The 23,408-nt window shown below is 70.1% G+C and carries 12 protein-coding genes and 1 pseudogene; 9 read left to right on the top strand and 4 right to left on the bottom strand.

Annotated elements, in window-relative coordinates; genetic code table 11:
• Positions 1–177 precede the first annotated feature (177 nt).
• From PZE19_RS32120 to PZE19_RS32100, 5 genes are all read left to right on the top strand, one after another.
• Positions 178–552 (top strand): hypothetical protein, encoded by a 375-nt coding sequence (locus PZE19_RS32120; RefSeq protein WP_277864753.1) that lies wholly within the window; start codon positions 178–180, stop codon positions 550–552.
• A gap of 194 nt (positions 553–746) precedes the next feature.
• On the top strand, positions 747–2,360 hold the full coding sequence (locus PZE19_RS32115) for an efflux RND transporter periplasmic adaptor subunit (protein WP_277864752.1): 1,614 nt from the start codon (positions 747–749) through the stop codon (positions 2,358–2,360).
• 28 nt (positions 2,361–2,388) lie between these two features.
• The gene (locus PZE19_RS32110; RefSeq protein WP_277864751.1) at positions 2,389–5,520 is read left to right on the top strand and encodes an efflux RND transporter permease subunit; all 3,132 of its coding nucleotides are present in this window, start codon (positions 2,389–2,391) and stop codon (positions 5,518–5,520) included.
• A 125-nt stretch (positions 5,521–5,645) separates the two neighbouring features.
• Positions 5,646–6,487, top strand: a protein-coding gene (locus tag PZE19_RS32105; RefSeq protein WP_438269962.1) for an IS5 family transposase whose coding sequence is annotated in 2 segments (ribosomal slippage) — positions 5,646–6,008 and positions 6,011–6,487 — 840 coding nt in all. Because the reading frame shifts where the segments join, the coding sequence is not laid out codon by codon here.
• Positions 6,488–6,820: 333 nt separating this feature from the next.
• Positions 6,821–9,766 (top strand): serine/threonine-protein kinase, encoded by a 2,946-nt coding sequence (locus tag PZE19_RS32100; RefSeq protein WP_277864750.1) that lies wholly within the window; start codon positions 6,821–6,823, stop codon positions 9,764–9,766.
• Between the two features lie 653 nt (positions 9,767–10,419).
• Here PZE19_RS32100 and PZE19_RS32095 read toward each other — a convergent pair.
• Both PZE19_RS32095 and PZE19_RS32090 read right to left on the bottom strand, forming a co-directional pair.
• Positions 10,420–11,388 carry a DUF1559 family PulG-like putative transporter gene (locus PZE19_RS32095; protein WP_277864749.1) on the bottom strand — a complete coding sequence of 323 codons (969 nt, stop codon included), beginning with the start codon at positions 11,386–11,388 and terminating at the stop codon, positions 10,420–10,422.
• Complete coding sequence (locus PZE19_RS32090) at positions 11,385–14,207, bottom strand: sigma-70 family RNA polymerase sigma factor (RefSeq protein ID WP_277864748.1); 2,823 nt, start codon at positions 14,205–14,207, stop codon at positions 11,385–11,387. Before PZE19_RS32090 ends, PZE19_RS32095 begins: the two co-directional genes overlap by 4 nt.
• Before the next feature lie 260 nt (positions 14,208–14,467).
• On the opposite strand from PZE19_RS32090, the gene PZE19_RS32085 reads away from it, so the two are divergent.
• The 3 genes and pseudogenes from PZE19_RS32085 to PZE19_RS33400 form a co-directional block, all read left to right on the top strand.
• On the top strand, positions 14,468–15,091 hold the full coding sequence (locus PZE19_RS32085; protein ID WP_277864747.1) for a PEP-CTERM sorting domain-containing protein: 624 nt from the start codon (positions 14,468–14,470) through the stop codon (positions 15,089–15,091).
• Positions 15,092–15,514: 423 nt separating this feature from the next.
• The gene (locus PZE19_RS32080; protein ID WP_277864746.1) at positions 15,515–18,553 is read left to right on the top strand and encodes a serine/threonine-protein kinase; all 3,039 of its coding nucleotides are present in this window, start codon (positions 15,515–15,517) and stop codon (positions 18,551–18,553) included.
• 225 nt (positions 18,554–18,778) lie between these two features.
• A pseudogene (locus tag PZE19_RS33400) lies at positions 18,779–19,084 on the top strand (integrase core domain-containing protein); the annotation flags it as partial.
• Between the two features lie 321 nt (positions 19,085–19,405).
• On the opposite strand, the gene PZE19_RS32070 reads toward PZE19_RS33400, so the two are convergent.
• Complete coding sequence (locus PZE19_RS32070) at positions 19,406–19,573, bottom strand: hypothetical protein (RefSeq protein ID WP_277864745.1); 168 nt, start codon at positions 19,571–19,573, stop codon at positions 19,406–19,408.
• 182 nt (positions 19,574–19,755) lie between these two features.
• Complete coding sequence (locus PZE19_RS32065; protein WP_277864744.1) at positions 19,756–20,565, bottom strand: YncE family protein; 810 nt, start codon at positions 20,563–20,565, stop codon at positions 19,756–19,758.
• 1,357 nt (positions 20,566–21,922) lie between these two features.
• Here PZE19_RS32065 and PZE19_RS32060 point away from each other — a divergent pair.
• On the top strand, positions 21,923–23,326 hold the full coding sequence (locus PZE19_RS32060; protein ID WP_277864743.1) for a TlpA family protein disulfide reductase: 1,404 nt from the start codon (positions 21,923–21,925) through the stop codon (positions 23,324–23,326).
• Positions 23,327–23,408 lie beyond the last annotated feature (82 nt).

Here is a 23,408-nt window from a genome sequence, read left to right as displayed (position 1 = left end):
GTCGGCGTGAAGAACAAGCGGCTCAAGGCCGCTTGCAATACGGCCTATCTCGAGCAAGTCCTATTCGGATCATAGCTTATGGTGCAATCGCCCTGCGGTGCCGCCGCTTGACCTTCGCATTCGCAGCCGTACCGTTTATGATGGGTCGACCCGTCATATTCTCAAGCCTGAGGCGCAGTGCGAGCGTACCTGTCCACCTTCCTGGCCCTCCTCATCCTCGCCTGCCCGCTCGTATGCGGGGCCGTCGAGGCGGGGCACGGTGCGCCCCAGGAAATTGAGACAGGGGTTCCGGAAGGCGGACACCACCCGACCGACTGCCCGGCAGAGACCGACAACTGCGTCTGCCAGGGGGCCTTGCAATCGAGCGACGTTCGAGTGCCGCACTCGGACATGCTGCCCTCGCTGTTCGTACCCTTCGGGCTTTTCGCCCTCCTTTCGAGTCCCCTCCCGCACTCGCTCGCCCATCTCACCCTGAACGGCACCCCGACCGGCCTCGCCTCCTGGGGCGACTCCACGGCCATTCGGGCGCTCCTCCAGAACTTCCGCTGCTGAGTCGGGCGTAAGCCCCGTGCGTCGGCATCGGGATAGGGACGCCACGTCCCCTCCCGCGAGCGTTCGCTCGTCCCCGGGTCGTCCCGGGAACTCCAGCCTCTTTTTTCGCCACCGCCCGGCGGCTCGGGGGAAAGTCCCTCCACGGCCCGGTCGAGTGGTCCGAACGCCCCATCCCAGCAGCGGGGGAGATCTCGATGAAGCGGAAACTACTCGTATCGTCCGTGGCCGTTCTCGTGTTGGTCGCCGGCCTCTCGGCGACGCTCGCCCGGCCCCAGTGGCTGCCCTCGTGGGCTCGCATCGACCCGGGCAAGCTCCCGACCTGGGCGCGTTTCGACGCCAAGGCTCCGGCCGCGGCCGAAGACGTCGGTCTCTACTGCGAGGAGCACGGGGTCCCCGAGAAGTTCTGCACCCTCTGCCACGAGGAGCTGAAGGACAAGCTCATGCTCTGCAAGGAGCACGGGAACCTCCCCGAGGACGTCTGCACGCTGTGCCACCCCGAGGTCGAGAAGAAATACAACCTGAAGATGTGCAAGGAGCACGGGCTGCCGGAGAGCTTCTGCTTCAAATGCGGCAAGGGGCCGTCGGCGTCTCTGGGGCTCCCCGACGACGGCTGGTGTGCGGCCCACGCGAAGCCGGAGGCGCTCTGCAGCGAATGCGCCGCGCTCAAGGCCGAGGGGCTGCCGCTCCCCGGTGCGAAGTCCGGGTCGGCGAAGGTCTGCCGCGACCCGTTGCCCCTCGTGCGCCTCGCCTCGGCGGACCTGGCCCGCCAGATCGGCATCCAGACGGCCGAAGTCCTCGAAGAGGAGCACGCCCACCGTCTCGTCGCGAACGCCGAGACGGCCTACGACGCGAACCATTATGCGGACGTCTCGCCCCGGGTCTCCGGCTTCATCCGCGAGGTGAGGGCCGACCTCGGCCGGTCCGTGAAGCGAGGCGAGGTCCTCTGCATAGTCGACTCCGCCGAGGTGAGCACGATCAAGCTGCAGTATCTCTCGGCCGATGCGGCCTTGAAGCTCGCGGAGGACACCTATCGCCGCATGAGCGCGCTCGCGGCCCAGGACGTGGTGCCCAGGAAGGAGGAGATCGCGACGAGGACGGCCTTGAATCAGGCCAAGTCGAGCCTGCTCGACGCCAGGCAGAAGCTCAAGAACCTCCTCTTCGACGACGCGGCCCTGGAAGAAGTCCTCAGGACCGAGGGCACGGGGTCGCTGATCGACGTCGTGAGCCCCATCGACGGCGCCGTCGTCCTGCGGCACGCCGTCAAGGGCGAGGCGGTCCAGGCGACGGCCCAGCTCTTCGCCGTGGCCGACGGCTCCAGGATGTGGCTCTGGGTCGACGTCTACGAGGCCGACGTCCAGAAGGTGAAGCCGGGGCAGGCGGTCGGCTTCTCGATTTCGGGGACGGGCCCCGGGGACGGGCCCACCGCGAGCGGAGAGGTGACGTGGGTCGGCGCCGAGGTGAACGAGCAGACCAGGACGGCCCGCATCCGGGCCGAGCTCGGGAACCCCGACGGCCGCCTCCGGGCGAACCAGTTCGGCGAGGCGACGATTCAAATCGGCTCTTCCCACAAGGCCGTCGTCGTCCCGAAAGAGGCCGTACAGCGGAAGGACAAGGTCGAGGTGGTCTTCCTGCCCGAAGGGCGGGGGGTCTATCGGCCCCAGCGGGTGACCACGAAGCCGACCGACAGGAACGACGTCCTCGAGGTGACCTGGGGGCTCAAGCCCGGGCAGGAGGTCGTGAGCAAGGGGGCGTTCCTCCTGAAGACGGAAATCATGAAGGGGGCCATCGGGGCCGGTTGCTGCGAGTGACCGACCCGACCCGAAGGAGCCCCCGCCGATGCTGAACGCCGTCATCGAATTCAGCCTGAAGAACCGCTTCGTCGTCATCCTCCTGGCCGGCGTCCTCGTCGCCCTCGGCGTGCGAGCCGCCGGGGAGCTTCCGCTCGACGCCTTCCCGGACACGACCCCGGTCCAGGTCCAGATCAACACCGTCTCGCCGGAGCTCGCCCCGGAGGAAATCGAGCGACAGATCACCTTCCCGGTCGAGCAGGCCCTCGGCGGGTTGAAGGGGCTCGAGGAGGTCCGCTCCATATCGAAGTTCGGCCTCTCGCAGGTGGTCGCGATCTTCGACGACGGGACCGACGTCTACTTCGCCCGGCAGCAGATCAACGAACGCCTGGGCGAGGTCCAGCTCCCCGAGGGCGTCGGCCGCCCCGCCATGGGGCCGGTCGCCACCGGGCTCGGCGAAGTCTATCACTACTTCCTCTCGAGCCGGGTCTACGACCTCGTCGAACTCCGCTCCCTCCAGGATTGGGTGGTGCGGCCCCGGCTCCGTCGGGTTCCTGGCGTCGCCGAGGTGAATTCCTGGGGAGGCCTCGCGAAGCAGTTCGAGGTGCGGGCCGAGCCGTCGAAGCTCGCGAAGTACAAGCTCACGCTCGACGAGGTCGTCAGGGCCCTCGAGGAGAACAACAAGAACGTCGGCGGGGGCTACGTCGTCAGGGCCGGCGAATCGAGCCTCATCCAGGGCGTCGGCCGCGCGAGGTCCGTCGAGGAGATCGGGAAGATCGTGGTCACCGCCCGCGACGGCGTGCCCATCCGCATCGGCGACGTGGCCGAGGTCGGGATCGGCCACGTCATCCGCCGCGGCGGCGTCACCGCGAACGGCGAGGGCGAAGTCGTCCTCGGCCTCGCCTTCATGCGGATGGGCGAGAACTCGCGGGACGTGACGATGGCCCTGGACCAGGCCATGCGGGACGTGAAGAAGGCGCTCCCCGCGGGGGTCGACGTGACGGTCGCCTACGAGCGGACGCATCTCGTCGACCAGGTCTTGAAGACGGTCGAGCGGAACCTGTTCGAGGGCGCGATGCTCGTCATCGCGGTGCTCTTCGCCTTCCTAGGGAACATCCGGGCCGGGCTCATCGTCGCCTCCGCCATCCCGCTCTCGATGCTCTTCGCCGTGACGCTCATGGAGCGCGTCGGCATCGCGGGGAGCTTGATGAGCCTCGGCGCCATCGATTTCGGGCTCGTCGTCGACAGTTCGGTCGTCATGGTCGAGAACTGCGTGCGGCGTCTGGCCCACGACCGCAGCGGCCGGAGCAAGCTCGACGTCATCCGCGACGCGGCCGTCGAGGTGAGGAAGCCGACCATGTTCGGCGAGCTCATCATCATGATCGTCTATCTGCCGATCCTCACGCTCCAGGGAATCGAGGGGAAGCTCTTCCGGCCGATGGCCTTGACCGTGGTCTTCGCCCTCATGGGTTCGATGGTCCTCTCGCTCACGCTGATGCCGGCCCTCGCGTCCATCGGCCTGAAGCGGAGGACCTCGGACAAAGAGACCGTCATCGACCGCGCGGCCCATCGCTTCTTCCGGCCGCTGCTCCACCTCGGCCTGCGCTTCCCGAAGACGACGCTCGCCTTCGTGGGGGCCGTCACGGTGGCGACGACCATCCTCGGGTTCACGCTCGGCTCGGAGTTCGTCCCCCGCCTGAACGAAGGGACCATCGTGATCAACACCATCCGGCTCGCGAGCGTGAGCCTCGAGGAGTCGATCCAATACGGGGGCCGCATCGAAGCCCTCCTCAAGGAGGAGTTCCCGGACGAGATCGACCGGATCTGGAGCCGCACCGGGACGGCGGAGGTGGCGACCGACCCGATGGGGTTCGAGGTCTCCGACGTCTACATCTCGCTCAGGCCGCGAGCGGACTGGAAGCGGGCGAAGAGTCAGGACGAGCTCGTCGCCGCGATGGCCGATGTCACCGGGAAGCTCCCAGGCATGCGGTCCGTCTACAGCCAGCCCATCGAGCTCCGCATCAACGAGATGGCGGCCGGAATCCGGGCCGACATCGGCGTCAAGCTCTTCGGGGACGACCTCGAAGTGCTCAAGGCGAAGGCCGCGGAGATCGAGCGGGTCGTCAAGGACGTCAGGGGCTCGGCCGACGTCTCGGCCGAGCAGGTGACGGGACTCCCGGTCCTCCGGGTCGAGGTCGACCGGGACGCCCTCTCGCGGTTCGGAGTCCCCGCACGGGCGGTCCTCGACGCCGTCACGGAGGCGGGGGGCATCAAGGTCGGGGAGGTGCTCGAGCCCGGGAGACGGTTCCCCCTCGTGGTCAGGCTCCCCGAGTCCTATCGGGACGACCCGACGGCGCTCGAGAGGATCGTCATCCCGACCGCCTCGGGGCAGAGGATCCCCATCACCCGGCTCGCCCGGCTGGAGGAGACCGAAGGCCCGTCGACGATTCAGCGAGAGTGGGGCCAGCGTCGGATCGTCGTCCAGTCGAACATCCGCGGCCGTGACATGGGCTCGTTCGTCGAGGAAGCCAGGAGGCGGGTCGAACGCGAAGTGGACCTCCCGGACGGCTACACGCTCGCGTGGGGCGGCCAGTTCGAGAATATGCAGCGGGCCGAGAAACGACTCTTCATCGTCGTCCCGCTCGCCCTAGCGCTCATCCTGAGCCTCCTCTACCTCACCTTCAATTCGGTTCGCGACGCCTTGATGATCTTCAGCGGCGTCCTCTTCGCGCGGGTGGGGGGCGTGTTCGGCCTCTGGGTGATGGGCCTGCCGTTCACAATCTCGGCGGGGGTGGGCTTCGTCGCTTTGGCCGGGGCCTCGATGCTCGAAGGGCTCATCCTCGTGAGCGCCATCCGCGACCGCATCGCCCACGGGACGGAGAAGCGGGAGGCCATCGAGCAGGCGCGGCTCGCACGGCTCCGCCCGGTGCTCATGACGGGCAGCGTCGCGGCCCTCGGCTTCCTCCCCATGATGCTCTCGACCGGCATCGGCGCCGAGGTCCAGCGGCCCCTCGCCACCGTCGTCTTCTTCGGCATGGTCTGCGACACGTTCCTGACCATGCTCGCCCTGCCGGCCCTCTACCTCCTGTTCGGAGAAGGCCCCGAAGAGCTCGTGACGGAAGTCTCGACCTACGACAGAGACGACGCAGTCGCGGCCGAGCGGCACGCGGTCGCGGTGTAAGTCGGAGACCACGCAAGAGTCCTCGAAAGGAGTCGGGACAATGAAACGCTCTAGGGTCTGTTTGATGAACAGGCAGCCAGTCATCTTCGTAGAACCTTGTTCGGGAAGAGCAAGGAGGGTCGGAGATGAGACGGCACGAGTTGACGGAGGCCCAGTTCGAGGCGATCAGCCGGCTTCTGCCCCAGGGCGGCGGCCGCGGCCGCAGGTGGCGCGACCACCTGAAGGTGCTCAACGGCCTGCTCTGGCGGCTGCGCACCGGCTGCCCCTGGCGGGACGTACCGGAGCGCTACGGCCCCTGGTCGACGATCTACGGCCGATTCCGCCGCTGGAGCCGCGACGGCACGTTCGATCGCATCCTCAAGGCGTTGCAGATGCGGATGGACGAGGAGGGGCGGGTCGACTGGGACCTCTTCTGCATCGACGGGACCTCGATCCGAGCCTCCCGGGCGGCCGCCGGCGGCGGAAAAAAGGGGGCGCGGACGAGCCCGACGACCATGCGTTGGGCCGCTCGCGCGGCGGATTCGGGACCAAGGTCCACCTGGTCGTGGACGGTCGCGGACTTCCCCTCGCGGCCGAGGTGACCGCCGGTCAACGCCACGAGTCGACGCAGTTCGAGAGGGTGATGGACGCGGTCCGCGTGCCTCGGCGGGTCGGTCGTCCCCGCAGCCGGCCCGCGAACGTGGCCGGCGACAAGGGGTACAGCTACGACCGCATCCGCGTCTGGCTGCGCCGCCGCGGGATCGGGGCCGTCATCCCCCAGCGTTCGGATCAGAAGGCCAACCACCGTGGCCGGCCCTTGAAGTTCGACCCCGACAGCTACCGCCGCCGCAACGTGGTCGAGCGGTGCGTGAGCTGGATAAAGGAATGCCGGGCCGTGGCCACGCGCTTCGAGAAGCTGGCCCGCCACTACCTCGGAATGGTCAAAACCGCCATGATCGAAAGGTACTTGCGCCTACTCTATTTGTGATACAGACCCTAAGGCGGCTGAAGGACGACCTGCAATCGCTACAGGCCTCACATAACTACCCGCAAGAACATAATCGCCAAGATCGGACGGTGGCCATGCTCGGTCTTATGGCCCCGAAAGGGGGCTTGAACCCCTCTCGCGACTGCATCCGATGACAGGCGCGGCGTCCGGCTCGGGCTGGAGGCCCGGCCCCTCTTCGGGCATCCACTTCCGCTCTTGCGCTGTATTCGTTTACCATGAGCGTCGGCCTCGCAGAGCCGCGCCGGCGACCACGCCTGGCAGGGCTTCCAGGCGCGTCGCAACGCCCGATGCCGGGGGCCGGGAGCCGAGCCGATGCCACCACGCGACGACGCCCCGCGCGACATGCTCTTCGGCCTGCTGGCCCTGCAGAACGGGATGGTCGCCCGCGACCAGCTCGTGGCCGCCTTCGCGGTCTGGACCGCCGGCGGCGACCGCCCGATGGCCGACCTGCTGGTCGAGCAGGGGGTCCTCTCCCCGTCCCGCCGCTCCCTGCTCGACGCCCTGGCGGGCGAGCACCTGGCGGCCCACGGCGGCGACCCCGAGGAGAGCCTCGCCGCCCTCGACCTGAACCGATCGACCCGCGAGAGCCTCGCCGCCGCGGGCGGGGCGCAGGTCGAGGCCACGCTCGCCCGAGTCGGCGGCGGCGCCGAGCCGGACGGCGACGCCGACCGCACCAGCAACTACTCCGTCGGCTCCGCCACTTCCGACGGCCGACGATTCCGCGTCCTGCGTCCCCACGCCCGGGGCGGGCTCGGCGCCGTTTTCGTGGCGATGGACTCGGAACTGAACCGGGAGGTGGCGCTGAAGCAGATCCTCGACCGCCACGCCGACGACCAGACCAGCCGCGCCCGCTTCCTGCTGGAGGCCGAGATCACCGGCGGGCTGGAGCACCCCGGCATCGTCCCGGTCTACGGGCTGGGGACCTACGGCGACGGGCGCCCGTATTACGCCATGCGGTTCATCCGCGGCGACTCCCTGAAGGAAGCCATCGGTCGGTTCCACGCCGACGCGGCGTCGAAGGACGACCCCGGGCGGCGGTCGCTGGAGCTGCGCCAGCTCCTGCGTCGGTTCCTCGACGTCTGCAACGCGATCGACTACGCCCACAGCCGCGGCGTCCTGCACCGCGACCTCAAGCCGGGCAACGTCATCATCGGCAGGCACGGCGAGACGCTGGTGGTCGACTGGGGCCTGGCCAAGGTCCAGGGGCGAACCGACGCCGTCGGTTCGCCGGACGAGCGTCCGCTGGCGCCCAGCCCGGCCAGCGGCAGCGCCGAGACGCTGCCGGGAAGTGCGTTGGGCACCCCGGCCTACATGAGCCCGGAGCAGGCCCGAGGCGACCTGGAGGACCTCGGGCCGCGGAGCGACGTGTACAGCCTCGGGGCCACCCTGTACTGCTTGCTGACGGGGCGGCCGTCGGTCGAGGACGACGACGTGGGCGCGGCGCTGCGCGCGGTCCAGAAGGGCGAGTTCGCGCCGCCGCGCAAGCTCGATCCGACGATCGATCGGGCGCTGGAGGCCGTCTGCCTCAAGGCCATGGCCCTGGAGCCGGGCGACCGCTACCGCTCGCCCCGGGCGCTGGCCGAGGATCTCGAGCGATGGATGGCCGACGAGCCGGTGGCCGGCTACCGGGAGCCATTCGCGACGAGGGCCGGCCGCTGGGCGCGCCGGCACCGGCCGCTCGTGGCGGGGGCGGCGACGCTGCTCCTCGCGGCCGTGGTCGGGCTCGCCGCCGGGACCGTCCTCCTGGGCCGGGCGAACGCCCGGACCGACGCCGAGCGGCGCCGGGCCGACCAGCTGCGGCTGGCCGCGGAGGCCAACTTCCAGAAGGCCCGCCAGGCGGTCGACGAGTATTTCACCAAGGTCAGCGAGAGCAAGCTCCTCAACGTCCCCGGGCTGCAACCGCTCCGCAAGGAGCTCCTCGAATCGTCTCGGAGGTACTACCAGGAGTTTCTCGACGAGCACGCCGACGATCCATCGGTGCGGGCCGAGGCGGCCGAGGCCTGGTACCGCGTCGGGTTCGTCACGATGGACGTCGAGTCGGCGACGGAGGCGATGCCCTGCTTCGAGCGGGCGACGCAGATGTACGATCGGCTCAGCGGCGAGCACCCGACGGTCGAGCGCTACGCCTACAAGCTCGCGATGTGCCTGAACGACCTCGGAAACCAGCAGGCGGCGCTTGGACGCGAGGCGGACGCTCGTCGCTCCCATGAGCGTTCCCTCGAAATCCGCAAACAGGTCGTCCGCGAGCATCCCGACGTGCCCGAGTATCGGAAGGAGCTGGGCATCGGCTACGGGGTCTGGTCGGAGAGGTTGTATACCGCGGGATCGACCTCCGAGTCGCTGCGCTCGACGGAGCAGGAGTTGGCCATATTCGAACATCTCATCCGCGACTACCCCGACGTCGCCGATTACAGGTCGCGACTGGCCGGCGCCCTTCGCAGCATCGGCGCGCGGCAACGCGACTGCGGGCGCTCGGCCGAGGCTCTCGCGGCGTTCCAGCGATCGCTCGCGCTGAGCGAGGGACTGGCCCGCGACCATCCCGACGACGTCAACCATCGGTGGGGCGTGGCCAACTCCTTGCACGGCATCGGCTGGACTCATTACCGGTTGACCGGCCGTACGGAAGACGCGCGAGCCGCCTTCCGCCGCGCGTTGGATCTGTCTGAAGCGATCGCCCGCGACAACCCGGGCCTGGAGACGGCGCGTGCCACGGTCGCGTTTTATGAGAACGAGCTGGCTCGGGTGCTCGCCCGTCTCGGCGAACCGGACGAGGCCCTCCAACATTACCGAAAGGCCCTCGCGTACGCCGAGGCGCGCCGGCGGAAGAACGACGGAGGCGTCTGGGCCGAGCGCGACCTCGGATACATTCTCTACGAGACGGGCCGGATCCATCTGGCGTCCGGTCGCGTCCAGGAGGCGTCGCAGTCGCTCGATCGAGCACGCCGACTCTTCGAATCCATCGCCGATTCCGCCGCCCTGGATCCCTATAATCGCGCGTGCGTACGCGCCATCTGCGCCGATCTGGTCGCTCCAGGAAAGACCGACCTCGCCCCGGAGGAGCGGTCCCGCCGCGCGAACTTCACCGCACGAGCCGTCGCGAGCCTGCGGGAAGCGCTCGCCGGCGGCCACCAGAATCCCGACATGATCGCGTCGGACATCGACTTCGACGCCATCAAGTCCGACGAAGACTTCGAGGCGCTGCTCGCCGAGCTGAGGGCGGGGCGTCCCGAGGATCGGGTCGTAACGCCCGGCCCTTGACCGCGGACTTTGCCGTTCGAATCGCGGGATGGATGGTCCGACGGACTTCGGAGCAGAGAGGCGCTCCAGGCCCCGCGGCCCCGCCATCGGAGACGAGTCGGGTTGGAGGCCGGTCCATCGCGACGGCGCCTTCCGCGCCGGAGGGCGCCCCCAATTCGCTCGATTGTGCGTCCTACCGATAGAGTCGGCCCGTCCGACGGTCGCCCCGGGACTTCGCCGCGCCTCCGATCCCGGGGGCCCAAGCATCGTGAAACGACCGGTATGATCGATACATTTGCACATCATTGAACATAAACCCCAAGATCGGACGTTTGCCAGATCGGGCCCTCGATCCCGTAACAGGTGCGTATTCGGGCCCTATCGTCTGGGTCCGATAGTAGCTGTCAAGTTCTTGGACGTGTAAATGCGTCGATCGTTATGTATGTTCCGCGGCGCTGGAGCCGCCGGCTGCGGAGCTCAGGGTCGACGTACCGTCCCGCCCTTCTTCATGTCCGACCGAGGGCGCGGCATGGCCGAGGGTCGGCCCGACTTACGACGGGCCCCGGACCGTCGAACGTCGAGTCGGTCCGGCCTATAGTCGGGGTCGCCGCCTCGCCCTCGCCCTCGCCGTCGTCGCGGCCCGTTCCGGCGATCCCTCGGGCTGCGGGAGCCGATCATTCCGCCGGGGGGACGACCTCGCCGCCGGCCCGGGTCCCGAGCGCCCGCCAGATCTCGCGCGCCGTGGATTCTCCGACGAAGGCGACGTGGCCGTCGACGGCCAGCGCGGCCGCCCCGCCCGGGTGGCGGCTGGCCGCGGTCCAGGAGCCGTCCGAGGCCGAGCGGGTCCCGTCGTCGCACGACGGCATCCCGACGCCCTGATTGTGGTTGTAGAGGGTGGACGCCAGCCCCGTCTGCAGCCAGTAGCAGCGCTTGCCGTTCGGCAGGACCGGCCGGACGCCGACGCTCGAGTCGCACGCCGCGACGAAGCCGTCGAAGTCGGACGCGCCCGAGACGTCGTAGATGTTGCCCCGGAAATCGGCAGCCGCCCCGAGCCCCGCGCCGAGCACCCATTCCGAGACCGCGACGGTGTTCGAGGCCCCGTCGGCGATCTCGGCGAGGCGCGTCACGGAGGATTGCGGCGACCATTCGTCGAAGAAGACCCCGCGGGCGAACCCCGGCGTCCCGCGGCGGCCGTGGCCGAGGTTGCCCGCGTAGTTGGTGGTCCCCGAGTTCCACGAGGCCCGCCGGTCGCTCGGGCAGGCGAGGACGCCCAGCCTGGCGAGCGACGCCGTGCGGTGCGCGTCGGCGGGGGTCCCCGCGGGATAGTCGTGGGCGATCGAGACGTGGACGCTCATGTTGAGCGAGTCGTAGAGGGCCGCCTGATCGAGGTGGGGCAGCAGGGGCGCGTAGAAGGAGTACCCGTTCCAGCACCGCCCCGGCGGCAACCCGCCCGTAAACGTCGCATAGCTGTTCAGGGCCGTCCCGATCTGCTTCAGGTTGTCGACGCATTGGATGCGCCGCGCCGCCTCTCGAGAGGCCTGGACGGCGGGGAGGAGGAGGGCTAGGAGGACCGCGACGATCAAGATCGCCGCGAGGAGTTCGATCAGCGTGAACCCGCGACGCACGGACTTCGATCGAGTCATGGGCCGGCCCTCCGGATGGATGGGGATGCGGGAAGAGGACGGACGGTCCGAACGAGGGCCGCGGCGTGCGCCCAGGGCCCCGATTGTCCGACCGCGGTCGGATTCGACCGATCGATCGACTCGAGCACGACGTCGCGACGGACTTCCGGCCCTGCGGCGTCGAGGTCGAGCATGACGACGGCGTCCGCATCGCGACCGTCGAGGAGCGACGGGAGGCGAGGCCGCCGTTCGAGCCGGGCGTCGGCCGGCGCGAATCGCCCGCCGGCCCGGACCGCGAGCAGGCCGCGTCCGGGCAGCGCCGCGACCGCGAACGATCCATCCGGTTCGGTGGGCGCCGCCTGCCGCGTCCCTCCGAATCCGGGCGCCTCGTCGGCGTGGGGATTCGACGGATCGGCGAAATACTGCACCCGGGCCCTGACCGGGAGGCGCCCCGACCCGCTCGTGACCCGGCCGCGGACCAGCACCCCGCGCCTCAGCGCGAAGTCGACCCGGGTCGGCTCGCCGTCCGGGGCGAGGCCCACCTCGACGAGCGACGCCAGGTAGGGTTGATCGCCCGCCGGCGCGGCGACGATGGAGTTGCCCGGCCCGTCGGGCAGCCCGTCCAGCCGATAGCGCCCCCGCTCGTCGGTCGTCGTGCGGATGAAGTCGTCGGCCGACGTCGCGCCTTGCGACACCCGATCGCTCTTCACGGCCACGCCCGCGATCGCGCGGCCCGTCTCCCCGTCGAAAACCACGCCTTCGACGGATCGGGACCGTGCCGCGACGACGTCGAAGGCCGCCGACGCGGCCAGGGCGACGCCCGGTTCGGGCCGCTTCACCGCACGTCGCGGGGCGCCGGGAGGCGTCGGGCCCGCCGGCGCGGCGACCAGCTTCTGCGTCGCGACGCCCGGGCCCGCGATCCTCAACTCGACGACTCGCCCGCGACCTACCCCCTCCAGGTGGAAGCGGCCGTCGGGCCCGGTGCGGACGGACGGGACGAGGCCCGAGGCCTTCACGTCCAGCCGCCCCCCGAGCAGCAGCAGGGCCCCGGCCGCCGTCGGCGTCCGCTCGAAGGCCCGCACGAACGCGCCGAGGTCGTCCCCCCGGACGGCTCGCAGTCCGAGCACGCGCACCTCGGCGTCGGGGACGGGCCGGCCTTCGGCGTCGAGCAGCTTCCCCGAGATCGGGACGTCGTCCTCGACCAGCCTCAGCTCGACGTTCGACGCCGAGGACGGCGACTGGCACGAGACCCAGGCGGGGCCGAAGCCGTCGGCGAGGGCCGAGACGGTGGGCCGGCTCAGGGGGGAGGCGCGGTCCACGCCCGCCCAGGCGTCCGCCTCCGCCCGGAATCGGAACCGGCCGTCCGGGCCGCTCGCGGCCACCTCGGCCGCCTTGCGGGCGCGCGGCTCCTCGCCCGCGCGGGCGTCGTCGGGGACGTCGAAGTAGACCTTCGCCCCCGCGAAGGGTCGACCGTCGGGCCCGAGGACGACGCCGTCGACCTCGGCCGGTCGATCGGACGTCGGGGATGGAAGCGGCCTGGGCGCCGGGCCGCCCCGTCCCAGGACCAGCAGGCGGGGAGGCCCGGCGACGCCCTCCCGGAACGACGACGGTCGAGGCATCCCGGGCGTCCCGTAGCAGATCTTGAGGGAGTCGCCGTCGAGCTCGTAGATCCCCAGATTGTCCTCCAGCGGGCCCGCGGCGGAGATCGCGTGGACGATGGCGAACGTCTTCGGGTTCGACCGTCGATCGACCACGAGGCGGGCCTCGACGGGCGGATCCTCCGCGACGCCGTCGGGGCTCGCGACCCAGATGGAGAGCGCATCCCGCTCGATGGCCCATACCAGGACCTGGGGCCGGCCCTCGGGGCCCGGAATCGAGGCCGACCAGCGGCCTTGCAGCGAGACGTCGTCGCGTCCCGCCTCGCGGAGGCGGGGCGAGGGGGTCGGGGCCCCGTCGACGCCCCGCCCCCCGAGCATCCTCGTCGCATGGGCGCAGCAGACCGCCACGGCCCCGCACAGGGTCGCCGCGGCGAACGCCGCCTTCCACCGGCCGAGGGCCGGGGGCCCGAGCATGGATTCGGCCATGGCGACCGCCGTCGAGGATGGGACGGCCGAGCGGCCCGCGACGAACTGCACGGCCGCTCGCGTCGCGGCCGAGGCCAGCGCCCGGGGCACGCCGGCCCCGGCCGCGTCCGCCGACGTCGAGAGGGCGAGCAGTCCCGCCGACGGCGCCGCGCCGCGCCGGACGAGCATGCGGCGGAGGCGCTCCCGCCCGCGGATGAGTCGCGTGTGGACGGTCCGGACCGGGCATCCGAGCCGCATCGCCGCCTCCTCGTAGGTCAGCCCGGACAGGTGGCAGAGCACGATCGGCTCGCGGTACTTCTCCGGGAGGCGGTCCAGCTCCTCGTAGAGCTCCGCCCCCGCCTCGGTCCGTCCCGGGACGTCCGCGCGTCGGGCCGCCATCTCCGCCCCCCGGCGTTCGAGGGCCTTGCGGCGGGCGACGTCCGCCCGCGACTTCGCCGCGATCCGGCGGGCGATGCGGAACAGCCAGCCCGCCACCGCGTCGGGCCGGCGGATCGAGCCCGCGCGACGGGCGAGCAGCAGGAACGTCGCCTGGAACGCGTCCTCCGCGGAGTGCGGGTCGCCGACGACGCCGCGGCAGACGCGCAGGACGAGGGGGCCGTGCCGCTCCACCAGGGCCGCGAAAGCGGCTTCCGCCCCGGCTTCGCCCCGCCGCGAGGCGAACGTCCGCAGCAGGTCGCCGTCGGTCATCCCGCCGACCGACCCGACATGGAACAGGACTCGCAGCGGATCGACGCCCCCGACCGTTCCTGGCTTCATCGATCCACCCCCGAACCGAACGGACTTTCGACCTCGCATCCCTAGTGCCGTCTTCGGGGGGGATGCGCCTCAATCATTTCCTCGATTCTTCGGCACGCCCCGCTTCGAGCAAGGCCCGATCGACCAGAGGGGGCGTCGTCCGCGTCCTAGGTGCGCGGCGATCGCGAATCCGGGGTTCATCCTTGCACCCGTCCGATCCTAACATCATGATGCTGGACGCGTTTCCATGATTGCATCGAAACCCCGGGCGCGAGGCGCGGATGAAGATGCGGAGATCGAGCTTGGCGATCCTGGCGGTCGGCCTGTGGGCGGGTGCCGCGCGGGCGGACGTGGTCATCGATTTCGCGGCGCTTGCAGCGCCGGGGGCCGGCGCCGTCGCGGTCGGATCCCCCTACGTGGAAGACGGATTCGAGTTCTCGTCGACTTCGGTCAACTCCGCGTTCTCGTCCTGGGAGGCGCAGAGCGCCAACTTCGCGGGCTCGACCGGCCTGTTCAACAGCGCCGCGGAGCAGACGACGATCCTCCGGAAGGTCGGCGGGGGGGCCTTCGACCTGGTCTCGATCGCATTGGCGTTCTACTCGAGCGGGGACGGCCAGCAGGTCCCCGTGAACTTCACGGGGACCCGGGCCGACGCCTCGACCGTCCAGCAGGGGTTCGTCCTGGCGCCGACGTTCGGCTTCCATACCTACAGCTTCGTCGGCTTCGAGGACGTCGTGAGCGTGGCCTGGGTCCAGCAGGCCGGCTTCCACCAGTTCGACGACGTCCGGATCGCCTCGTCGTCGGCCGTCCCCGAGCCGGCCTCGCTGGCGATGCTGGGCGTCGGGGCCCTCGGCGCGCCACGCCTCGCCCGGCGCCGCCAGGCCCGAAGGACCGAAAGACGGTGAAGGCGGCCGGGCTCGCCCTCACGCGGCGCGTCCGGCCTTTCTCATGCGCCTCGGCGGGAGACCGCCGCGGCTCGAAGCCGCGGAATTTCGACGGCCGAGCGGGTCCGATAATGGGTAATTCGCCCGCCCTGTCGGGTCCCCCCGCCCGGTCGCGGCAGTCGGCGTTTCGAGCTGCGTCTCGCCGTTTGAAGGGCCGGCTGGCTGAAGACGCTTCCCGCACCTACGCGCTCGATCGCGGTCGCCCCCCCCAAAAACGCCACGTGATCGGGCGGGCCTGCGGGAAGCGTCGGGTCGGAGGCCGATCCGCCGGGACTTTCTCGCACGACCTTGGGATAATCCAGGCGATCCGAATCTGGACCAGGCCGACGGCGCCGGGGCGGGGGCGCGGCGCCGATCCAAGCTTCGCCTCGGGAGCCTCGTCCCATGGCCGCGAACGCCGCCGACCGCGATCTCCTGTTCGGGCTGCTGGCCCTGCAGAACGGCCTGATCGACCAGGTCCAGCTCGTCGCCGGCTTCCAGGCCTGGACCCGGGACAGGGGCCGCACCCTGGCCGAGCACCTCGCCTCCCGCGGCGACCTCGACGCCGACGACCGCTCGGTCCTCGAGGCGCTGGTCGACCGTCACCTGAAGAAGCACGGCGGCGGCGCGCAGGCGAGCCTCGCGACCGTCGCCCCGGGCGGATCGACCCGCGAGAGCTTGGCGGCCCTCGGGGACGCCGAGGTCGGGGCGATCCTCGCCCGCATCCGCCCGGCCCCCGATCCCGCGGGGGACGCCGACCGGACGAGCACCTGCGAGTTCGGCGTCGCCGACGGCGAGGGCCGGAGGTTCCGGGTGCTCCGGCCCTACGCCCGCGGGGGCCTGGGGGCCGTCTTCGTGGCTCTGGACGCCGAGCTGAACCGCGAGGTGGCGCTGAAGCAGATCCTCGAGCGCCACGCCGACGACCCGTCCAGCCGCCAGCGGTTCCTCCTCGAGGCCGAGATCACCGGCGGCCTGGAGCACCCGGGGATCGTCCCCGTCTACGGCCTGGGGACCTACGAGGACGGGCGGCCCTACTACGCCATGCGGTTCGTCCGCGGAGATTCGCTCAAGGAGGCGATCGGGCGCTTCCACGCCGACGCGGCCCTCGCTGGCGATCCCGGGCTGCGGTCGCTCGAGCTGCGCAAGTTGCTGCGCCGCTTCCTGGACGTGTGCGACGCGATCGAGTACGCCCACTCGCGGGGCGTGCTCCACCGCGACATCAAGCCCGGCAACGTGATAGTGGGCAGGCACGGCGAGACCCTGGTGGTCGACTGGGGCCTCGCCAAGACGCTGGGGAGGGTCGAGCCGGGGGTCGGCTCCGACGAGCGGCCGTTGAACCCGAGTTCCGCCAGCGGGTCGGCCGAGACCCTCCCCGGCAGCGCCCTGGGGACGCCGGCCTACATGAGCCCGGAGCAGGCCGCCGGGGACCTCGAACGCCTCGGGCCCCGGAGCGACGTCTACAGCCTGGGGGCGACGTTGTACTGCCTGCTGACCGGCAGGCCGCCCTTCGACGGCGAGGTCGTCGACGTGCTCCGGGCGGTGGGGCGGGGGGACTTCCCGCCCCCGCGCAAGGTCGACGCGACGGTCGATGCGGCGCTGGACGCGGTCTGCTCCAAGGCCATGGCGCTCGACCCTTCGGGCCGCTATGTGTCGCCGAGGGCGCTGGCGGAGGACCTGGAGCGGTGGATCGCCGACGAGCCGGTGACGGCGTACCGAGACCCGCTCGCGACCCGCGTCACGCGCTGGGGCCGGCGCCATCGCTCGCTGGCCGCGTCGTTGGGGATGTCGCTCGCCTCCGCCGTAATCAGCCTGTCCATCGCCGTGGTGGCGATCAACCGCGAGCGCTCGAAGGCGGAGGCCAATTTCCGGCGGGCGCGGTCCGCGGTCGACGAGTATTTCACGACCGTGAGCGAGAATCGGCTCCTCAACGTGCCCGGCCTCCAGCCCCTCCGGAAGCGGCTCCTCGAGTCCGCCCGCCGTTATTATCTCGAGTTCCTCGCCGAGCGCGGGAGCGATCCCTCGGTCCGCTCCGACGCCGCGTCGGCGTCGTTCCGCGCCGGCTGGATCGATCAGGCTATGGGCGACCTCGAGGGCGCCATGAGCGCCCACCGCGCCGCGACCGAGCTCTACGAGCAACTCGCCCGCGACGGGCCCGACGACGTCGAACTTCGACGGTCTTTGGCCCGCTGCCACGGCGCCCAGGGCCTGGCGCTCGCGGGCCTCGGCCGCATCGAACAGGCCATCGCCGAGCATCGCAAGGCGTTGGAGATCCGCCGCGCCGTCGCGCGTCGGTCCCCGGACGATCCGAGTTCGCGTATAGACGTGGCCCGCAGCCATCGCAACATCGGCCAACTCTTTCGCGACGTCGGCAAGCCTTCCGAGGCCATCGCCGAGTGGGACGACGCCGCCGCGATCGCGCGGCCCCTGCTCGACCTGCCGCTCCCGCACGCCGCCGGCCCGGTCGACCTGACCGGGCGGACCAGCCTGTCTTGGATCGTCCGCGAGGACCTCGGCAGCATCCTCCTCGATCGCGCCACGGCCCTGCGCGAGGCGGGACGACAGGACGAGGCCCGCACGTCCTGGGATCAGGCCCGCGTCCTGTTCGAGGACCTCGCCCGGGACGAGCCGGACGACCTGGGCCTCCGGTCGCGGCTGGCCGACTGCTACGCCGAGGGCCACTCGCTGGCGTACGATCAAGGGCGCTTCGAGGAGGCCCACCGCCACATCCTCCGCTGCCTGGAGCTGCGCGAGGCGATGGCCGTCGCCAACCCCTCGGTCCCGTCGTACCGCCGCGCGCTCTCGGAGAATTTGCTGAGCCTCGCCTACGTCCTCGCCCTGCTGAAGCGCCGGCCCGAGGCGTTGGCCGTCTATCGCCGGGCCGCCGACATGGCCGAGGGGCTTCTGGAGGAGGAGCCGGACGCCGCCTACACGAAGAACCTCCTGGCGCAGGGGCTCAAGAGCCAGGCGGACCTGTTGGTGGTCGCGGGCCGGGGCGCCGAGGCCTTGCCTCTGATCCGGCGATCCGCGGCGATCCTGGAGCAGGTCGTCCGAGAGCATCCCGGCCAGGTGTTCCACGCCAGCTCGCTAGGGGGGGCCCTACGCACGCTGGGCCGGGTCGAAGCGGCCCTCGGCGATGGGGCCGCGGCCCTTCGCACCTTCGAGCGTGCCGCTCAGGTGGACGGCGAGTTAGCCGATCGTTACCCCGGCGTCCGCTACAACCTGGCCTGCGACATCGCCCTGATGAGCGCGGTCGCCGAGCCGGGTCGCGAAGGCCTCGCGGCCGATGCGGTCGCGCAGCTCCGTAGGGCGTTCGTCGCAGGTTACGCCAATCTCGAGAACGTGAAGGTCGACGCCGATCTCGAATCCCTGCGGGGCCGCGTCGACTTCCGGGGACTCGAGCTCGACATGGCCTTTCCGAGAGATCCGTTCGCCCCGGAGAAGTGATCGGCGGATCGGTTAAATTCGATAAGCTGGTCGCTCGCGCGACCTGAGCGGTCGTCGTTCCATGTCCGCACGGCAGCGTCCGATAATCGGGTTTATTTCCTCGGCGTGCCACGCCGTCGGGCCCCCGAGGAGCGATCGCGCGTGGGAGGCGACGCGACGGCGCCTTGACTTCCGGCATCGCGTCCGGACCCTTGGACGCACCTCAACGGGGGTACTCTAAATTTCAGCCGCCAAGGCGAGCCGACGGACGACGGCTTCATCGAGTCGTTCAACGGCCGGGTCCGCGAGGAGCGCCTCAGCCAGAGCTGCTTCACCTCTCGCCGAACGTCATCGTGCTCACCCAAGGTACTGGCCGCAATGCTTGCAGGCCGCGGTGGGCCAACTGCTGTACCAGGCCAAGGCGAACCGCTCCCCGCAGCGCGGACAACGGAAGAGCAAGAGCGCGAACCATGCGACGAAACTGCCGACCCAGCATGTCAGAAACCCGATGAACAGCGTGATGACGAGAAGGCTGCGGACGAGCGGATTTAACCGTGGGCCGAAGGCGGAGAGGGGGCCCCCGAGCATCGCGATTAAGGCTACGGCGGCCAGGAAGAACCGCCACCACCTCATGCGTAGGTTCCTGTGGCGCCGCGCGGCATCGGCCAGCGTGCTGTCGCCAATGTCGCCCAATGTAGGACCGCCTGACGCAGTTTGGCTCGCGAAAGAACAGGGCTTGCCTCTCGCTGAACGCGACGAGTTGACGCACCGGCATCAGGCCGGATGCCAGGGGCCGAGGGCGGCGAGTGCATCGTCTCAAAGGGCGATGCGTCGAGCCCACGATGATTCTCTACACCCTGGAGAACCAGCGATCTAGGCTCGGTCCTTCGGCCACCACTTTCGCCTCCGCCGCATCCTGACCCGCTCGCCGACGTCGTCCACGGCGAACGCCTGGATGTCCAGCCGGCCCCACCGGCGTCGGGCGAGAAGAGGTTCGGCCTCGGCGGAGGGGGATTCCTGCTTCGATTCGGAGGGGATCACGCTGAAGACTCCTCGAACGAAGGCCGGGAGAGGCTTCGGCGGGGTGTTTGGAAGGCGAAATGATCGAACTTTCGCTGTTTATGGGCGAGCGGACGGGCGGCGTCCACGAGAATCCGAGGCCGTGGCCCCATCTCCTCTTCGAACTCCCAGCCGGGGCCCCGCGAGACTTGGACCGGCGACGATCAGGCTCGACGACGAACGACCGCCAGGCCCATCAGTGCGGCCGTCGTACCCATCGCGAGCGAGGAGGGCTCGGGGACGGCGGCCGACCCGCCGACGAAAGCCAGCCCCGAACCGAACACCCCATCGCCCAGGGTGCCTACGGTGGCGACGGCCCCCGTCGCGCGGTTTACGGTGAAGAGCGAGTTGGCTTCAAACGTGCCGCTCAGATAGAGGACGTTCGCCGTCGGATCGAAGGCCAGGTCGTTGTCGTTGACGCCCTGGCCGAAGCCGCCGACGAAGGTCGCGGCTCCGGTCGCGACGTCGATGGTGTAGAGGCCGCTCGTGACGTCGTTGAACGTATCGCGCGACGCGTAGAGGGTGTTCGTGACGGAGTCGTAGGCCAGCCCCTGGGCACCGACGCTGGCGCCGATCAGGGCGGCCGCGCCCGTCGTCGGGTCGATCGTGAAGAGTTGGGCCAGCCTGTAGTCGACCATGTAGAGCAGGCCGTTCGCCGAGTCGAAGGCCACGTCGGCCGCGACGATGTCCACGCCGAGCGGCCCCACAGCCGTGGCCGACCCCGTCGCAGGGTCGACGATCAGCAGCTGGTCGGTGTCGCGGTCCAGACCGTAGAGGACGCCGGCGGCGGAATCGTAGCCCAGCCCTGTGACGCCCGTGAACCCGAAGGACGAACCGAGGGGCGTCGCGACGCCGGTCGACGCGTCGACCGCATAGGCTTGGCCAGCAATCAGGTCGCCGGCGATCAGGCCGGCCGACGCCAGCGACGGCAGGGCCAGCAGCAGTCCGGCGAAGGCGGTGACTCGGCGGATCATCGGGGATGACCTCGTCTGGATTCGCGTCGCATCGCGGCCGCCCGATGCGGGGCCGCCAAGACACATTAGCGGACGCCGACCGTGTATGCAATCGCCTGCGAACGACTTTAGCACGTTTCGAGACGATAGTGCCGACCGAAGAGGAGTTCGGCTTTAATTTCGATGAATTTCTTCGGACCGTTGGGTCCGACGACGGAGCTTCATACGCCTTCGTGACTCTTGGCGGCCGTGACCTTGGCTTCTCACCTTTCGGCTCGCCAAGGAAGCCAATTCCGAGTCAGGGCGGTGACGAAGAACCTGTCTTCGGCGAGCTGGCGCGACCTAGGCTCCGGATTCAAGCGGCGGCGCGAAGACCTGGACGTTTCCGCATCCATCGCACCGCCGCGCCGGCAGCTTCAGGCCTCCGCGGAAGAACTTGCTGAGGAGGGAGGCTTCGTCGGGGGTGAAGTTGATCCCCTGCGCGCCCAAAGTCCCCCAGCAGTATGAATCGCTCCCGCACATTGGACAGGGCCGGTCGGCCTTCTTGCCCGACTCCATGGGTCTGACTCCTGAATGGGCGCCTCGAGGCGACCCGCACGTGGGCGTCCGCCACGGCGCGGCCGGAAGGGCATTCGCTCGGCCCGCCGCCTTATTCGACTTCGGCCGCGCACGGCGGCCTGTTCGAGCCCTCGCCCCGCGACGAGGGTCCTTGAATTCCTCGGAATCATCGGCACCCGTTGCGTCCGATAATAGCTATTATGTTCGATGACGTGAAACTATGCCGATCATATCGGCTGCGACTCGCTCCTCGGCACCCTTGCAGACCGTCGCGTCGAGGTGGCCGTCCTGAAACGCCCCCTATGTTGCACCCGCCGAGACGGGAGCAAACTTCAGCCTACGGCCTCGCCGACGCCCCGGAGTATCACCTGGTCGGCGGCGACGGCGGCCGGCCGCCGTCCGAACTCCGCCGGAGAAAATCCGAGAGGCCGTCGCCCGCCTCCTGAAGCATAAGCCATACCTCCGGGCCGTCGTCGGCTCCTCGACGTCCAGCTGCGCCATCCATCTCCTACCGACCAGGGCCGCCGAAGTCCCCGCGGTCGCCTCATGCGCTGGACTATCAAGTCGTCGGAGGCGGAGGCAGGACACCGCGTAACGTTCGACGCCGGCGGGAGCCGGACGCGACGCCCCGCGGGGCGGTCGAATCGACGGCATGCGGCGCCAAACAGCGATGAGGCAAAGGCGTCTAATACCGTTGAACTGAACATGGAATCCCAAGTTTTCACCCTCGCGGCGCGCCCTGGTCCCGCTCGGATGGCGGCTTATACCGTATGGAAGCCTTTTCGGCGCGAATCTCGCTCGCTTACAGGGGGAAATGAACATGACGCGGGTTTGGGATGCAGGCTCGTGGAAAACCTGGATCGTCCTGCTGGCCGGTCTGACTTCCCAGGCCGTCTCGGCCGCGAAAGCGGAGGAAGAGCTCCCGAGGTATCGGCTCGAGCCCGGCATGGTCCTCTCCTACACCGGGCGGACCAGCATCAAGGCCAACAGCGACACGTTCTTCGAGGATCAGGACACGACCGCCTGGGTCGTCCGACGCAATTCGGACGGCAGCCGCCGCGTCGTCATCCGCGTCGGGAACCGGCTCCGCGAGGCCGCCGGCCCGGGGGCGGGGAAGGCCCCGACCAAGGGGCAGCAGCTCCCGCCGATGGAATACAGCCTCGGCTACTTCGACCTGTCCCCCGACGGACGGCTCGGGGCCGACGCCCAGCTAGGCTCCGACTTCGACCCGGCGATCGCCTTCCCTCGCCTGCCCGACAAGCCCTCGGCGGGCGAGTGGGGTCAGCGCGACGCCCGAACCGGGCAGGAGTACGGCTACTCGTCACTGCGGCGCGGGACCGACGGCTGGGGCTTTCACGCAGAGCGGCTCGGCCCCCTGAAGCGGGTATATACCATAGGATTCGGGTCGGACTACCGCTTCGACCGCGGCATGGTCGTCGGGGCCGAGCAGCACTTCAGCCAGGAGATCGGCGTCAAGACCAAGGGCACCGGCAAGCTTGAGCTGGCGGGCGTCGAAACCAAGAACGCGGCCTGGGTCGCCGCCTTCGCCCCGGCGGCCGATCGGTCCATCGCGGCGCTCCGGGCCTACAGGAAAGCGATCCAGGCGGCCGCGAAGGACGCCGAGAACGGCGCCTCCCTGCTGGCGGACGCCAGGCGGAAGCTGCAGGCCGCCCGCGACGCGACCGACGAGCCCGTCTTCCGCGAGGAGTTCGACCGCAAACTCGCCGGCCACGATGCCAGGGCCAAGGCGTACATGGAGTCGGCGAAGCGGCGCGCCGCGGTGGTGGGCAAGCCGTTCCCGGACTGGTCCCTGCAGGGGCTCGACGGCGAGACGCACTCCCTGGCCGACTACCGCGGGCGGGTCGTCGTGCTCGACTTCTGGTTTCGGGGCTGCGGCTGGTGCATCAAGGCGATGCCGGAGATCGACGCCGTGGCTGAGAAGTTCAAGGGACGCCCGGTGGCGGTGCTGGGGATGAACACCGACGCCGAGGAGGAGGACGCCCGATTCGTGGCCGAGGTCATGGGCCTGAAGTACCCGACCCTCCGCGCCCGGGGCGTCCCCGAGAAGATCGACGTCAAGGGCTTCCCCGCCGTGATCCTCGTCGGCCCCGACGGCGTCGTCCGGGACATCCATTATGGCTACTCGCCGACGATGGGCGCCGAGCTGACGAAGGCGATCGAGGGATTGCTCCCGCGGGGAGCGAAGTCGACGCGCAAGCCGTGACGATGGCCGGCGGCGGCCGCCCGCCCTCCTGAACCCGCGAGTTTTCGGGACGACGACGCCGACCTCGCCGTGACGCGGGTCG

Origin of the sequence: Paludisphaera mucosa, assembly GCF_029589435.1 — a bacterium.
Lineage (GTDB): Bacteria > Planctomycetota > Planctomycetia > Isosphaerales > Isosphaeraceae > Paludisphaera > Paludisphaera mucosa.
The sequence above is the reverse complement of the archived record's forward strand: the minus strand, read 5'-3'. Positions and strand labels throughout refer to the sequence as shown.